Source organism: Stygiolobus azoricus (assembly GCF_009729035.1).
In the GTDB taxonomy this organism is placed as follows: domain Archaea; phylum Thermoproteota; class Thermoprotei_A; order Sulfolobales; family Sulfolobaceae; genus Stygiolobus; species Stygiolobus azoricus.
This window is the reverse complement of the sequence record NZ_CP045483.1, coordinates 641,833-656,026: the sequence shown is the minus strand read 5'-3', so window position 1 is coordinate 656,026 and position 14,194 is coordinate 641,833. Positions and strand designations below refer to the sequence as shown.

The window sequence follows — 14,194 nt, the reverse complement described above, 5'->3', positions numbered from 1 at the left end:
TCGAAATTAAAAAATCAAGTTTTTGATACTTTATCCATGAATTCCTTCTCGTTTACAATAACTCTCTCGTGAATTCCTTCCCCTATTTTGACGTCTTTATAATATGCTTCGACCTTAAATTTTAACCTCCTCTTGTTTATCTCAATAAGAGTTGCTCTCACTCTTACTTCGCCCCCTACTGGTGCAGGTGCTAAGTGTTTTACGTCTACGTGATAACCTACAGTAGTCATTCCTTGTTCTAGGTATTTTTGAGATAGGGTGAAAGAAACGTCTTCCATAAAGCCTATCAGACATGGAGTAGAAAGGACGTAAACAGCACCGCTAGATATTGACGATGCAGCATGTTCTGGAAGGACTTTGAATACTTTTTCTAGTGTCTCTCCTACTTGCATACACTATTTATAATCATTAAGCCAAATATTTTTTATGATAGTTAGTGCACCATTTGCAGGACCAGTATCGTTTCCCCTATTGGTTTATAAAGTACTAAGCGGCGAAAAATCCTCATTTGAATTAAGAAACAGTTGTGAAAATCCTCAACCTGGTGAAATAGTTCTCGACTCAATAACTAACGTGGCAAAACTTAATGTAAAGGGCTATTCGATAGTTGCGGGAGTTTACGTCAGGATGTACTCTTTAATAGGGGATAAGACCAAGAGGCCTTCAAAGATCTTCACGATCAAGCAAGGAACTCTAGCAGATTATAATGCAAGGCTTTACGCTGTTATAAGAGGAATTAATGAGGTAATAAACACTACTGCAGATGAGGCTGTGAAAATGGCTGAAGCTGGAAAAGGAATAGGTCTTGTAGGGATAGAAGTTAAATTAGGAGAGATCTTTGAAGATGAGATGAAGACGTTAGGTTACTTAGTGCCCCAATGCGTAATTTATGCAAAAATTAATGCCTCTGAAGTTCTCAAAGCTTATTCAGAGGGCGTAAAAATGATTAGGGAAAAACCGGAAGAAGCCGCAATGATAATTTCTTCTGCTAGTAAGTACTACTCGTTGGATATTATGAGGAAGATAATAGGCATTTACTCACATATGCTAACAACTTCTAGGGAAGAACTGGAAAAGGCAATAAGAGTTTATAGCGTTGTTGAACCAAAAGTGAGGGATCTGAAAATTGAAGCTAAATAAAGACGTTGAAGTTATCCCGGGAAGTCCTAACACTCTTGTTTACCAAGGAAGAGTGGTTGTTGATCAAGGAGGGAAAAACGCTAACTTGGCACTGAACGCTGAAGTTCAACTTGCAACACATGGGCATGCTGATCACATAGCCGGGTTACTGGATAAAAATGCGAAAATTAAGTATCTACCTAAAGAAGACTACTGGTCTCTGACTTTAATGGGCAGAAGGTGTATGATTTACGGCTTTAGTTCTAAGGAAGATAAATACTTTACTTTTGATCTGGTTAAAGAGGATTTAAGGGACGAGTTCAGTGAAACTGAGGTAAAAAAGGTTAAATTGCAAGGACATACGCCGGGTCAAGTTGGTTATATCTTAGGGGGAGTTCTTTACGCGGGGGATTCCTTTTTCGGTCAAAAGGTCTTAGAGTCTTTCGGCGTACCTTTCTACAGCGACTTTTGGAAGGCTATGGAGACACTTGAGTCCTTAAAGGAGATAATAAAAGGTGTAGAACAAGTAGTTATCTCTCATGGCCCCGTGTATAACAATAGAAAGAAAATGGAAGAATTATTAGATTTTAATATACAGTTTAATCTGAAGCTAGTACAAAAAATTAAGGATTTGATAACCAATAAAGAGAGGACTGCAGAGGAAGTGACTTACTTAGTTTCAGGATCTAAAGAGGTCACAAACTTAATGCTGAATTCCGTAACAGTGAAGAGCATATTGATGGGGATAGCAAATGAAGTGAAAGTGAGTGAAAAAGGGATCGTGTATGCTTATAGATCACCTTGAAGCTTGGAGTTAGCTATGTTAATAATCTTCTGAAGTTTATCTGGGCCTAAATCTTTGTGTTTTTGCTTAAACTCCTCTAAAGTTTCCTTCTTCTCAGTGAAGACTTTAACCAGTAGTTCGGTAGCCAGTTGTTGAGAAAAATCAGTGTTACCTATTATTTTGTTTATTTCCTCAGCTAACTCGTCAACGGTACAAATGGTTTTCTTTGCTTCCACTTTATTACCGACCTTAAATTTCCAACCCATAATAAAAGAATAATCAGTACGCATAATTAAGTCTAGTTATTATTTTTGTTTATAATTCGAAGTAAATAATGTATATAGTTATTCTTAATAAGATGTAACATTTATAACTATATATCATGTCTTTGGAAGATGTTCTAGCCCAAACGCTTTATAAAGCATATCGGGAGAGGAAATCTATTAAACCCTTCGAAGTAAATATGGCTCAAGCAAAAAGGGTCTTTAACGTGTTTTCTTCGATGCTAGTGCAATCAGAGGGATTTGGCGGATATAAAATATCCCTCACTACTGAAGAAACACTTAAACGTTTCGGTTCTACTGAACCGTTATATGGGATATTAACTAAACCAATGATTGAAACAGATAGCGAAGTGGAGTTATGGTTCGAGAATCATATGGCTGAGGTCGAAATCGTCTTCGAGATGGATCATTGCACTGTTGAATCTTATCCAACTTGTGTAAAAGGTGTCTACCTCGGTGTTGAATTACCCGCTACGAGGTTTGACACTTGGAATCTAAAGGCTTACCAGATTGTGGCAGATGATAGCGCTGCAGGTAGGTTATTCGTTGGAGAAAGTATTAAACTTCCCTTCAACGAGGAAGTAGAGCTTTACCTTAATGGTCATAAAGTAGGCAAGGGCAGACCTAGATATGTTTACGGAACTGTAGATGATATGGTGAAGTGGTTATTGAGGAGGGTAGGTTACATAAACGGTTATGTATCTTCAGGGGTGTTTGTAGGACCGACTGACGTTAAAAAGGGAGATAGGTTAAGGGTTAAAAGTGGAAGTCTAGAGTATGAAGTTAGATTAGTCTGATGAGTTGGGAAATAATTTAATAATATCTAGATCTAATTCCTCTTAATACCCAACCGATTAGGAAGTGTTAATGAAAAAATATTGAGGATAATTGTTGGTGTTTCAGCAGCAATATGGTCTATAGTTCATCTAATAGTAGGTTATGGTGCTGCAGTAATAGCTTCGAGTGTAGTAGGTCATGCGTCTTTAATCTTTGCTATATATTCAGAGTATTTCGGTTTTAACGCAGCTTTGTATTTGTTTGCATCATACGAGATATTAACGAATACAAGAAAACTTCTCCTTCCTTTCTTTATTTTATTCACATTTAATACATTTTTAATAATTTATACCCACGTTGATAAAGCTCCATTACTAGGCAAACCATTGCCTATCATACCAGAAGTGTATCCTGCTATCTTACTCGATATTATATTACTGATTGGAACTGGAATATTATTAGTGAAGAATTATGTGGGTTAATGAACATTTACCATATTCATCATATGTTTATAAATTATTATCGAAGGCAGAGCTCTTCATACCCTTAACATGGCATTTTCATCTCTTTGAAAAGAAGAGTGAAAATGAATACATAGTATTCTTATACCCGTTTGAAACAGTAGAAAATGTAAAAGTTGGAGAAGAGTTACAAAAATTTGATCTTATAATATCTACTTCAAGTGAGGGAATTAAGTATCTTTTGGAAGATACTAGGGGAAAGATTAAGTACGCTTTTATCGTATCGTCTAGCGTTACCTCAAGAACTTTAAACGTGATGATTGGTGTGGAGAAGAAAGGGCTTTTTACTTCGATTCCAATAGAACCGAGACATATATTAGAACATCTGTCTTATAATTTAAAATTCCTTAGAAACGAATAACTTTTCTATAGTTTCATTATATGTTTAAATTTAAAATTAAAAAAACTGATTGAATTTAACTGCTTGAATTAGAGTAGTACATCATGTTATAGAAATATCCGACAAATGGGTCGTATATGAATCCTTGTACATATGGCTGTACAAAGTAGTAAGTGTCTGGAAACGGTAACCATACGTAAGGTGCTTCGTGGTATATAATGTTATATGCTTGTGCTACCATCTGTTCTTGCTCTGTTGTATTAGTTATAAACGGTAAAGTTTCATACATTGTCTGCAAGGTTGAAATATTTACCCATGCTAAATTGCCAGATATTCCTCCAAATTGCACGTCTGTTAATGGCATTAATTGTTGGTATACCGGATCAGGCCAGTCTGGGAACCATCCCAGGTTAACCATAACCGGCGTTCCGTTAGGAGTTGTCCAGCTATCTGTTACTGACGGTAGAACGAACGTGGTAGATACACTTATTCCTATTTGCTGTAAATCCTGAGTTATTATCATAAGCTCTTTTTGCTCTAGTAAATTAACTGGTGCTATTGCATATATATCCAATGTAGGTAGTTGTTTACCATTCGGGTTTCCTATTACCGTACCATTAGGTAAGACTACGTAAAAGTCTCCCTGATATCCGGCTTCGTTTAGGTATTTAATTGCCAATGCTGGGTTGTAAGTATATTCACTTAGGTTGTCTGGATTATAATAGCCAGGGAATTGGGGGGAAATTGGCCCTAAATACTCAATTGCTAAATCTTGTCCTTGATAACTGAATATGCTTAGTAATTGCTGGTAGTTAATTGCATACTCTATCGCTAGTCTAAAGTCTGTTATGTTAGTGGGGAACTTCATCATATTCATCGAGATGTATAGGACTCCAGGTGTAGCTCCGTAGTTTCTGAAAGTCTCATTAATTGGTATTGAGTTGTAGGGGCTTTGATTAAGTATCTGGTATAAGTAAGGTATGCTCACATAGCTCATCTGAGCTTTGTTAGTGAGGAAGTCCTCTACTCTCTGTTCATGGGATAGACCGTAGTTTATCTCTATTATCGGTATATGAGCGGGCTGTGCAACAGCCGGTATATTAGATACGTTTTGAGCCCAATAGTGTGGGTTTTTCTCTAAGACTATTGTGCTGAACCCACTAGTAACTTTTACTATAACGTATGGACCAGTCCCGTTCATACCGTTTTCATCTATATAAGCGTTAGGTGAGTTAGGCTGTACACCTCCATGTTCATCAATGTATACTGGGTTCACTATGGCACCCCACCATGAAGCAATGTCGTAAAGGAAGAATTTGTATGGAGCTAACACGTTGATCTGGACTTCGTAAGGTCCTTTAACAACGACAGCCTGATATGGGTACTCCATTATCTTCTGAATAGTTGCGTTATTTGCATTAAAGTGGGACAATATAGAAGCCAATACATGAGCTGTTAGTGTATAGTTTTTCGCAGTGGGTAAACCAGTAGCATTTTGAATTGCATTATTAACTCCCCAAGGAATTGCATAGCCAGTCTGTCCGTAAACTGTAGAATTGAATAATAGTCCTATATAATTAGCTACACCTGGTCCTTGACCCATTAATATAGTCCTATAGAAAGAGAACCAAACTATTGAGGCATTTACTTGTACTCCATCTGGGAAGTATACATCTGGTCTAATAAAGAACGTATAGTTCTCGTAGTTTGTGGTAGAATAGTTTTGGGCTATTACTGGAACTACTTGGTGGAAGTTACTTCCGTTAAACTCAACTAACTCTTGGAATAACGCTGTGAATAATGGACCGTCTTGTACATAGAAACCTGTAGCGGGATCTAAAGCATCCGGTGGAGCGGTTTGAGACTCGTCAATTAGTACGCTTGAATTTGGAGGTGAAAGTGCAACCATTGTTGGTGAAGTTGTTGTGCTTATTGATGTTGTAGAGGTTGTAGTTGTTGATGTTGTAGTACTGGTAGAAGGCATTGTAGTTGTTGATGTTGTAGTACTAGGATGCCGTGTTGTTAAAAATATTCCAGCTGCTATTGCTATGATTAAAATTACTATTATTATTCCTATAATAGCAGTTTTTGAAAGACCTAACTTCTTTTTACTTTTCATAGTAATCAGTATAAGCATCTTTTTAACTAGTAATTAACTTTTTCGTTAGTTTTCATATACTATGCGAAAGTTTAATAAACAATTTAAGGGATTTAATTTAAGGGTTTAGGTTTATGCTGACGGATTATATAAAATTTGCTATAAAGAGAATGATAAACGGCTTTATCACCATACTTCTATTGATCTTTTTCGTGTTCGTCCTCATTCATGCAGCAGCACCAAATCCTGCACAGCTAGCCCGAATATATGCTGGTAACCCCCATGCTCCTCCCGTGGAGATCCAACAAATAATTAAGGAATATGGGTTGGATGAGCCACTTTACGTCCAGTTCGTGAACTATCTTAAAGATATATTATCTGGAAACTGGGGTGTAGATCCTATATATAAGACTTCAGAACTGTCGTTATTAGTTCCTAAACTTGCTATAAGTCTTCAGATAGTGATTCCCGGTGATATTTTAGCGGCAATTCTCGGAGTACTCAGTGGTGCAGTTGCAGCATCATCAAGGGGGACGTGGAAGGACAAAACAATTAAAGGAGTGTATATTATAACGTGGGCCTCCCCTCCCTTCTTCATTGCAATTGTTTTGCAACTAGTCATAGCTTACTATCTAAATTTGTTACCCGCAGGACAACCAGTAAATGAGTTGCTCACTTCTCCACCCCACTATACAGACTTTCCAATACTTAACGCGTTAATTGCTGGAGACTGGACGTACTTTATATCCGCTGTTAGACATGCAATACTACCCTCCTTAAGTATTGCTATAATTACGTTCGGCTTGTTCACAAGAGTAACTAGGGCTACAATGATAGACTCTATGGAATCGGATTACACTAAACTAGCCTTAGCTAAAGGCCTTACAAGACGTTATGTGGTATATAGGATTGCGTTAAGGAATAGTCTAATTCCAGTAATAACCCTAATAGCGCTCTTCTTTGGCTATTCAGTAGCTGGGGCGGTTCTGGTCGAAGACATTTTCGATTATCAGGGCATAGGATATTATATAACTCAAGCAATAGAGAATCTAGATTATATTGCTGTCCTAGACTTTACAATTATAGTAGGAATTGCTGTAATAGTAGCGAACTTTGTAGCGGATCTTCTTTATGGTATATTAGATCCGCGGGTGAAGGTTCAATGAACTTCAGAAAAGAGTGGAAAAGACTTGTTATAATAGCATTATCTCTTTATCTTTTAATAAACATAGGAGTATACATACATTATGCAAACAAAGGAACGCTAAGATCCGTTCATTTCGACATATTGTCATTAGTTCCTTACGTTCTGTTCTCGACCTTCAGTATAACGATCTCAGTCGCTGCATTATCGCTAGTTTTCTTTTTAACGAATAAGACAGTAAGGCTAGTTTTGAGAAGTAAACCTGCATTAGTAGCCTTCATAATTCTTTTCGTTTATTACATTTGGTCTTTATTTCAGGGACTGTTGGAATATGCCTCGGGACAAATACTTTACGTAAAACTATCATATATGTTCTTACCTTATAATCCGTTTCAGTATAACCCGTCAATGGCTCTTCTACCTCCGTCATTTGCACATCCTTTCGGCACTAACTCTAACGGAGAGGACATTTTATCAAGAGTTTTGTACGCAACTCCTTCTGATGCTGAGATTTCCACGATTGTAGTATTATCAGCTATATTAATAGGGGGAGTGATAGGAATATTATCTGGGTATTTTGGTGGTATAGTCGATGAAGTGTTAATGAGAATAACTGATGTGTTTCTGGCAGTACCGGGTTTGATTTTGGTTATAGCAGTTAGTGTCTTATTGGGAGAGTCTTTCACTAGTGCAATAATAGGTTTAATGGTACCGTGGTGGGCTACTTATGCAAGGCTTTTCAGGAGTCAAACATTAGTAGTCAAAAATATGCAATATATTGACGCAGCAAAACTTCTTGGTCTAGGTAGGTTGAAGATTCTCACGAAGCACGTTGTTCATAATGTAATAGATGCTGTTCTAGCCTATGCTGCTCTTGACTTCGGTAATGTTATCCTGACGTACTCGACTTTAACGTTTTTGGGAATCGGATTGCTCAATCCTAACACTCCAGAATGGGGCTCGATGGTGTCTCACGGAGTTGAAGAATTACCGCAAGCGTGGTGGTATCCAGTATTTCCATCTCTAGTTATTGTGATCATTGTGACCAGTTTTATATTGCTTGGAGACAGAATTCAAGACGTAATCTCCGGGAGGGTGGTTTATTGAGCTTACTAGAAGTTAATGATTTGAGTGTGGGATATAAGGCGTTAGTAGGTAAGTTTACAGTTCTTCATAATATTAACTTCTCGTTAAAGGAAGGAGAAATTGTAGGAATAGTTGGAGAATCTGGTTCTGGAAAGAGCACTTTTGGTCACGCTATTATAGGGTTATTACCTCCTAATTCATTTATAGAAAAAGGATCGATCATATTTCAGGGTAAAGACCTCGTGAAATTGAATGAAAAGGAGATGACTAAGGTAAGAGGAACTGGCATATTCATGATCCTTCAAAATCCCCTTAATAGTTTGAATCCAGTAAAAAGAATAGGAGATCAGTTATTAGAAGCTGTAAAAGTCAAGAAGCCCGGAGTAGATGAAAAAGAGGCTAATGAAATTATACTAAATGCGGTAAAAGATGTAAGGTTACCTGATCCTGAGGAGATCATAAAGAAATACCCTCATCAACTTTCTGGAGGTCAAATTCAGAGGGTCGTAATAGCAATGGCTCTAATATTGAGACCCAAGATCCTTATTGCAGACGAGCCTACTTCAGCTTTGGACGTAACTATTCAAGCTCAGATAGTAAAATTGTTTAAGGAGTTGCGAGATGAAGAGAAGATCTCTATAATCTTTATATCTCATGATATATCGTTAGTATACGCTATAGCTGACAGACTGGTGGTGATGTATTCAGGAAGAATAATGGAGGACGGAAACATAGAAGATGTGGTAAAAAATCCTTTACATCCCTATACTCAGGGTTTGATATCAAGTATACCTACTATAACTAAAAGGGACGGAGCACTTAAAGCAATTGAAGGTTCTCCTCCATCCTTTTTAGTCTTACCTAGGGGGTGTAAGTTTAACCCTAGATGCGATAGGGTGATGGAACAATGCAAAATGAAAGAACCAGAGTTGGTTGAGGTAAAAGGGCGAAAGGTGAGGTGTTGGTTATATGAGTAAAGATGTCATATATGAAGTGAGGCATTTAAAGAAATACTTTGAGATAAAGAAGGTAGGATTAATAGAGAAAATCCTCCGTGAGAAACCTATTTACGTAAAAGCTCTTGACGATATTAGCCTCGAGATTTATAGTGGCGAAGTATTGGGAGTTGTAGGTGAGTCGGGTTCTGGTAAAACGACATTAGGAAGGATTTTAGCTACATTGGATCTTCCTACGTCGGGGGAAATATACTTTAAAGGGGAAAAGGTAACTAAGGAGAATTTGTCTAAGATTAGAGGAAAAGTGCAAATGGTTTTTCAGAATCCTGCATCGAGCTTAGATCCCAGAATGAAGATCTTAGATATTCTCTTAGAGGCCTCACGTAGACTACCAAAAGAGGAGAGGCTGAAAGCTGTTAGAAATACTTTAGAAGAGGTGGGACTTGATTATGAATACGTAGCAAATAAGTATCCTAGGGAACTATCAGGTGGGCAATTACAGAGAGTGGCTATCGCTAGGGCTATAATCACGTCTCCTGAATTTATAGTGTTGGACGAACCTACTTCTGCCTTAGATGTTTCAGTTCAAGCTCAAATATTGAACCTTCTGGTTAAATTGCAGAAGGAGAAAAATATAACGTATATGTTTATTACGCATAACATAAGTGTGGCTAAATTCATTTCTGACAGAGTAGCAGTCTTATATGCGGGGAAGTTGGTTGAAATAGGGCAAGTAGAGGAAGTAATATCTTCACCTAAACATCCCTATACGCAAAGCTTGATTTCTTCAGTGCCAACACTGTCTAAGAAGGCACTAACTCCGCCTTCTGGTGAAGTACCTTCGCTAATCAATCCTCCTCCGGCTTGTAGATTTAATCCAAGATGTCCTTATGTAATGGATATTTGCAAAAAAGAGGAGCCTCCACTTTTCGAGATTGGTGGTAGAAAAGTAGCATGCTGGTTGTTAGACCAAAAATCTCAAAAACAATAGTTAAAGGAACACTTTTAATCCTGATTTTTTCTATCTTTTTAAACGTAAGTAAGATAGAGAACTTTATTGTCTTCTTATTGATCTCTTTTTCTCTTCTACTATTTTATTCTTTACTTAAGTATTTAAATTACTACGAAATAGGGGAGACGTATATAGTTGTTCATAACCTTCTCTCTACAAAGAGGATAGAATATAGTGAAATCGAGGATGGATTTCTATCCCAAGGTCTATTAGCACGAAAGTTTAATTGTGGTTCTATATATATAGTTTTGAAGGGAAGAAAAGGAGTAGAGATCCTCAAAGATATACCGGAGCCTGAGAAGATAGAGGAAGTAATAAAGCGAAGAATTACATAAAGCATGTAATTATTGGAGAATCACAGTAATTATATAAATCAATAGATTTTCACATAGTGATTTTAGTAATAAGAAAATATGTACTAATTCATACGAAGATTTATATACCTTATTTCATTAATTTTGCATAATGGATTTATATAGAGTTAGTAAGATGCTGATTTATCTCGGTGCGCTACCTATAATCCTCTACGTAATAAAGGGTGGTTCATTCACATTAGGAGTCTCGTTTATTCCACCTATTGTAGCTCTCGGAATAAGACCTAGTTATAGAACCTTAGGGATAGGGCTTATTTTATCAGGTTTAGTATTTACTCTTCTCGCCTCTAGTGTTAACGTTATCGGAACTCTCGTTCCTATCTTAGGGCTAATCTTCTCTATTCTCTCATTCAAGAATAAACTCTCTCCCCTAATAGGTTTTGTAGTAGTTGTCTTACTCTCTGTCTTCTTTCACGGTTTCTTACTGGTATCTCTGTTGGTATCCGCTGGGCTAATATTTTCTGTTTATGACAGACCTTTCGACCCAGGTGGGGTTTTCACTTTAGCTATTCCTTACTTTGTTACTCAAGTCCTATTTCTCGCTTTCTACTCCGTATATATCTCTCCTTCTCTTTGGGCGTTAAATTTGTTTGGAGCCCTGAGCAAGTATGCTTACCTTGCATATGCTGTAGTAATTATCACGTTTGTACTCTATCTGATGAGAAAGGATTACTTAATACACGGATTCACTAATATTATCATATCGGTTGTAAGTGTTGTTGTAGGAAGTATGTTAGCGTATTTATTTGTCTCACCTATCTCCATAATGTTTGGTCTTTCTGGTTCGGTTAGTACGAGTTTTGTTTTTTCACAGCAGGATTTAGCTAATATTATCATAGAAGCGTTTAAGAGAAAGGATTTACGATTGGCTGAAAAAGTTTCTTCAATATATGAGGGTGACCTAACAGAAGTTTATAAGAAGTTAGTAGATATGAAATTATGCATAGCTGTCGTAAAGTTACCGGAATTTCGTCCTTATAAGATCAATTACTTAGAAGTGGATTATAAGAAAGTTGCTGAATGTTTCTTTGAATTGAAACAAGTTCCGACGAAAGACATAGTTAATTATCTGAGGTTTGTAAAGGAAAAAGACGTCGACTTAGCTGAAAAAGTAGGTGAGTTAGCTTTAGACATTTCTCCTTCTCCTAAACTGGTTAATATAATGAAAGAAATAGAGGTTCTAAAATTAGATTACTTAAAATATAATTGGAATCCAGAAGTATGGATAGGGAAGGAACTTTACGGATATAGGATAACATCATATTTAGGTAAAGGAGGTTCAGCCTACGTCTTGGTAGGTGAAAAAGACAGTAAAAAATACGCAATTAAAATTCCTATACTTATGCCCCCATCTACATCTAGCGCGAGTTATTATGACTTTGTAAACGAGTACTCACAGCTAAGGGATTTGTCTAACAGAAGCGAAAACATAGTTAAGTTTGTCGACGCGAAGATAGATTCTTTCAGCTTGAAAAAGATTCTCTCAGGCGACGTTTTGTCCTATATGAAGGAACCACCGATCTTGGTTATGGAGTATATGGAAGGAGGTAGTGCTAAATCCCTTATGGGCGATAATAACGTATACTATTCCGACCAATGGTGGAAGATAGTAGCGTTTATAGGATATGAAGTTGCTAAAGCATTAAAATCTATCCACGAAATGGGCTTCGTACATCTTGATGTAAAACCGTCAAATATTTTGTTCTCAAAGTTTCCAGGTAGGACAGGTAAGGAGGTCTTCGAAAATCTAATTAAGGGAGAAGTAAAAGTTAAGCTAAGCGATTTAGGTTCAGCTAGAAAGAGAGGCGAGAGGTTCATACAGTATACTCCCGAATATTGCCCATTAGATCAGGTAGAGGCTTTATTTAATGACAAAGGGGCAGAGTTCTACATGGATATATATTCTCTCGGAGCTACAATGTATACTTTACTGACTAGACAACCCTTTAATCCTAGGGAAGTAATAAACTTGGTTAATGACGCCGAACAACTTTACAAACAAAATAAGGATCCAATGCCTTCTATCCAGAAGGCAAAAGAGTTCTATGTGAAATTCCATGAGAGTCTAACCGTTGAGGACGTGGACAAGCGTTTGATAGAATTGATAAGGCAGATGACTTCTCCAGATCCTGAAAAAAGACCCTCAGCTTTAGAAGTGTATAAAAGGCTAGGTGAGATAATTAATAGCAATGAAGGAAATACTAGTACCTGATGAAATTTATGCTTATCTCGAAAAGATAGGTGAGCAAGAAAGGGCTTCAGTCAGTGACATAGTCGTTAAATTAGTGCTTAATATGATGTCGCAAGAAGAGAAAATAAAAGTGCTCCAAGCAATAAGTAAGGAGTACATAGCTCGAGGTAAGGAATTAGAAGAAAAAGGAGTTCTTGTCGAATCAGGAGAGATGTATTGGAGGGATTAGCGTTTCTTATGCAAGCTATTGCCTTAAAGCTCGGATTTGAAATTACAAGTTATCAAGATTATTTCACGCTTATAGATTATCTTTCCTATAAGCTTAATGACGGAGAGATGGTCAAACTCTATGTTAATAGTGAAAGACTTCACGGAGAATACCATCCAAGACCACAAGGTGAGTCTGAATTTAAGTTCAGGGTAGATAATCTCTTTAAGTTGATTAAAAAACTGGAAAAAATTACAGAATTTTCAGATTAAAATACTAGGGTAAAAATTTTTAAAATGTTAAGAGTTTTAATATTTGTGAGATTTGTTCTACACCCGGAGAATCCCGATGAGTTTCTTCCAAGATATATTTCAAAAGATGATATTGTTGTTGACTTAGGATGTGGACCAGGGTATTATTGTAAGACACTAGTCAAGTTAGCCAAGAAAGTGTACTGTATTGACGTGGACTGTATAGCACTTTCAATGGCTAAAGAGAGTGCACCTACAGCTTCGTTTTTGTGTGAATCAGCTGAAGAAGTATCTCTCCCCAGCAGTAGTGTAGATGTTGCTTTATTGGCTAACTCCTTTCATGACATGAGAAATAAGGAAAAGGTGGTAGAAGAGTTAAAGAGGATTTTAAAGGCTGGAGGGAGAGTTATTATAGTGGAGTGGAAAAAGGAACAAACTCCTATGGGACCTCCCTTAAGTAAGAGGATGAGCGAGGTAGATTATCTAGCATTTTTCAAGGACTTTTCGTTAGTTGAAAAATTCTCACCTAGCCCTTATCAATTCGGACTGGTGCTTAAGCGATGATAAACTTTGAGATTTGTAAAGAAATAAACGATAGGGAAAAGGTATGGGATGTAGTTAAGGATGTAAAGAAGATTCCAGAGTTCTGGAAAGGTACGAGAGAGCTTAACGTGGTGGAGACGAGTCAAAGTATATATGAAGGAGATGTAAGGTTTGCTTTCCCATCTAAGGGAAAGGTGAAAATTGAGATCCGTGAGGGTGAAAAAAGAGTTATCATCAACTACCTTAAAGGGCCGGTTTTAGGAACTCATGAGATTTATATCACTGATACAAAACTTTGCTCTAAATGGAACGTTAGGTTAACCTTTCCTTTTAGCCTTAGAGAAAGGTGGACTGAGGAACACTTTAAGAGTGGTACTCAACACGCCTTGGAGAGGATATTAAGCTATTTACACAATAATCTGACTTAGCAAGTAAAACTAAATAATTCTATGATTGACTTGAGTCTTTCTAGTTAAAATTTCTTACAGCTGATTAGAAGAAATATA

18 protein-coding genes are annotated in these 14,194 nt (G+C 37.0%); 15 read left to right on the top strand and 3 right to left on the bottom strand.

Annotated features, from left to right (window positions below):
- Positions 1–14: 14 nt before the first annotated feature.
- Positions 15–392 carry a thioesterase family protein gene (locus D1868_RS03915; protein ID WP_156005753.1) on the bottom strand — a complete coding sequence of 126 codons (378 nt, stop codon included), beginning with the start codon at positions 390–392 and terminating at the stop codon, positions 15–17.
- A gap of 34 nt (positions 393–426) precedes the next feature.
- Here D1868_RS03915 and D1868_RS03910 point away from each other — a divergent pair, with 34 nt between their 5' ends.
- On the top strand, positions 427–1,140 hold the full coding sequence (locus D1868_RS03910) for a DUF3834 domain-containing protein (protein WP_156005751.1): 714 nt from the start codon (positions 427–429) through the stop codon (positions 1,138–1,140).
- Positions 1,127–1,924: an MBL fold metallo-hydrolase gene (locus D1868_RS03905; RefSeq protein ID WP_156005749.1), complete on the top strand. Its 798-nt coding sequence runs from the start codon at positions 1,127–1,129 to the stop codon at positions 1,922–1,924. Before D1868_RS03910 ends, D1868_RS03905 begins: the two co-directional genes overlap by 14 nt.
- Here D1868_RS03905 and D1868_RS03900 read toward each other — a convergent pair.
- A complete protein-coding gene (locus D1868_RS03900) occupies positions 1,909–2,169 on the bottom strand; it encodes a hypothetical protein (protein ID WP_156005747.1) in 261 nt (86 codons plus the stop codon). The two genes, D1868_RS03905 and D1868_RS03900, sit on opposite strands and share 16 nt — an antisense overlap.
- 116 nt (positions 2,170–2,285) lie before the next feature.
- Between D1868_RS03900 and D1868_RS03895 the strand changes: the two genes are divergently transcribed.
- The 3 genes from D1868_RS03895 (at position 2,286) to D1868_RS03885 (ending at position 3,846) form a co-directional block, all read left to right on the top strand.
- Positions 2,286–2,984, top strand: coding sequence for a hypothetical protein (locus D1868_RS03895; protein ID WP_156005745.1), 699 nt, complete (start codon positions 2,286–2,288; stop codon positions 2,982–2,984).
- Positions 2,985–3,065: 81 nt separating this feature from the next.
- Positions 3,066–3,446 carry a hypothetical protein gene (locus D1868_RS03890; protein WP_156005743.1) on the top strand — a complete coding sequence of 127 codons (381 nt, stop codon included), beginning with the start codon at positions 3,066–3,068 and terminating at the stop codon, positions 3,444–3,446.
- Positions 3,436–3,846: a hypothetical protein gene (locus tag D1868_RS03885; RefSeq protein WP_156005741.1), complete on the top strand. Its 411-nt coding sequence runs from the start codon at positions 3,436–3,438 to the stop codon at positions 3,844–3,846. Before D1868_RS03890 ends, D1868_RS03885 begins: the two co-directional genes overlap by 11 nt.
- Positions 3,847–3,901: 55 nt before the next feature.
- Here the strand turns inward: D1868_RS03885 and D1868_RS03880 are convergent, their stop codons facing one another.
- The gene (locus D1868_RS03880; protein ID WP_420824485.1) at positions 3,902–5,734 is read right to left on the bottom strand and encodes an ABC transporter substrate-binding protein; all 1,833 of its coding nucleotides are present in this window, start codon (positions 5,732–5,734) and stop codon (positions 3,902–3,904) included.
- 323 nt (positions 5,735–6,057) lie between these two features.
- Here D1868_RS03880 and D1868_RS03875 point away from each other — a divergent pair, with 323 nt between their 5' ends.
- From D1868_RS03875 to D1868_RS03830, 10 genes are all read left to right on the top strand, one after another.
- Positions 6,058–7,089 (top strand): ABC transporter permease, encoded by a 1,032-nt coding sequence (locus D1868_RS03875; protein WP_156005739.1) that lies wholly within the window; start codon positions 6,058–6,060, stop codon positions 7,087–7,089.
- Positions 7,086–8,174, top strand: a complete 1,089-nt coding sequence (locus D1868_RS03870) for an ABC transporter permease (protein ID WP_156005737.1) — start codon at positions 7,086–7,088, stop codon at positions 8,172–8,174. Before D1868_RS03875 ends, D1868_RS03870 begins: the two co-directional genes overlap by 4 nt.
- A complete protein-coding gene (locus D1868_RS03865; RefSeq protein ID WP_156005735.1) occupies positions 8,171–9,130 on the top strand; it encodes an ABC transporter ATP-binding protein in 960 nt (319 codons plus the stop codon). The genes D1868_RS03870 and D1868_RS03865 overlap by 4 nt, the downstream gene beginning before the upstream one ends.
- Positions 9,123–10,100, top strand: coding sequence for an ABC transporter ATP-binding protein (locus D1868_RS03860; protein WP_156005733.1), 978 nt, complete (start codon positions 9,123–9,125; stop codon positions 10,098–10,100). The genes D1868_RS03865 and D1868_RS03860 overlap by 8 nt, the downstream gene beginning before the upstream one ends.
- A complete protein-coding gene (locus tag D1868_RS03855) occupies positions 10,064–10,456 on the top strand; it encodes a PH domain-containing protein (protein WP_156005731.1) in 393 nt (130 codons plus the stop codon). The genes D1868_RS03860 and D1868_RS03855 overlap by 37 nt, the downstream gene beginning before the upstream one ends.
- Positions 10,457–10,586: 130 nt before the next feature.
- A complete protein-coding gene (locus tag D1868_RS03850; RefSeq protein ID WP_156005729.1) occupies positions 10,587–12,707 on the top strand; it encodes a serine/threonine-protein kinase in 2,121 nt (706 codons plus the stop codon).
- On the top strand, positions 12,685–12,915 hold the full coding sequence (locus D1868_RS03845) for a hypothetical protein (RefSeq protein ID WP_156005727.1): 231 nt from the start codon (positions 12,685–12,687) through the stop codon (positions 12,913–12,915). Before D1868_RS03850 ends, D1868_RS03845 begins: the two co-directional genes overlap by 23 nt.
- Entirely contained in the window at positions 12,903–13,166 is a 264-nt protein-coding gene (locus tag D1868_RS03840) for a hypothetical protein (protein WP_156005725.1), read from the top strand. Before D1868_RS03845 ends, D1868_RS03840 begins: the two co-directional genes overlap by 13 nt.
- Positions 13,167–13,211: 45 nt before the next feature.
- Entirely contained in the window at positions 13,212–13,709 is a 498-nt protein-coding gene (locus D1868_RS03835; protein ID WP_156005723.1) for a class I SAM-dependent methyltransferase, read from the top strand.
- The gene (locus D1868_RS03830; protein WP_156005721.1) at positions 13,706–14,116 is read left to right on the top strand and encodes an SRPBCC family protein; all 411 of its coding nucleotides are present in this window, start codon (positions 13,706–13,708) and stop codon (positions 14,114–14,116) included. Before D1868_RS03835 ends, D1868_RS03830 begins: the two co-directional genes overlap by 4 nt.
- The last annotated feature ends 78 nt before the right edge of the window (positions 14,117–14,194 follow it).

Bases quoted from the DNA above. Each gene is read 5' to 3' on its own strand.
- D1868_RS03915 (WP_156005753.1), bottom strand. From the start codon at position 392: ATGCAAGTAGGAGAGACACTAGAAAAAGTATTCAAAGTCCTTCCAGAA.
- D1868_RS03910 (WP_156005751.1), top strand. From the start codon at position 427: ATGATAGTTAGTGCACCATTTGCAGGACCAGTATCGTTTCCCCTATTG.
- D1868_RS03900 (WP_156005747.1), bottom strand. From the start codon at position 2,169: ATGGGTTGGAAATTTAAGGTCGGTAATAAAGTGGAAGCAAAGAAAACC.
- D1868_RS03895 (WP_156005745.1), top strand. From the start codon at position 2,286: ATGTCTTTGGAAGATGTTCTAGCCCAAACGCTTTATAAAGCATATCGG.
- D1868_RS03885 (WP_156005741.1), top strand. From the start codon at position 3,436: ATGTGGGTTAATGAACATTTACCATATTCATCATATGTTTATAAATTA.
- D1868_RS03880 (WP_420824485.1), bottom strand. From the start codon at position 5,734: ATGGTTGCACTTTCACCTCCAAATTCAAGCGTACTAATTGACGAGTCT.
- D1868_RS03875 (WP_156005739.1), top strand. From the start codon at position 6,058: ATGCTGACGGATTATATAAAATTTGCTATAAAGAGAATGATAAACGGC.
- D1868_RS03870 (WP_156005737.1), top strand. From the start codon at position 7,086: ATGAACTTCAGAAAAGAGTGGAAAAGACTTGTTATAATAGCATTATCT.
- D1868_RS03860 (WP_156005733.1), top strand. From the start codon at position 9,123: ATGAGTAAAGATGTCATATATGAAGTGAGGCATTTAAAGAAATACTTT.
- D1868_RS03855 (WP_156005731.1), top strand. From the start codon at position 10,064: ATGCTGGTTGTTAGACCAAAAATCTCAAAAACAATAGTTAAAGGAACA.
- D1868_RS03850 (WP_156005729.1), top strand. From the start codon at position 10,587: ATGGATTTATATAGAGTTAGTAAGATGCTGATTTATCTCGGTGCGCTA.
- D1868_RS03845 (WP_156005727.1), top strand. From the start codon at position 12,685: ATGAAGGAAATACTAGTACCTGATGAAATTTATGCTTATCTCGAAAAG.
- D1868_RS03830 (WP_156005721.1), top strand. From the start codon at position 13,706: ATGATAAACTTTGAGATTTGTAAAGAAATAAACGATAGGGAAAAGGTA.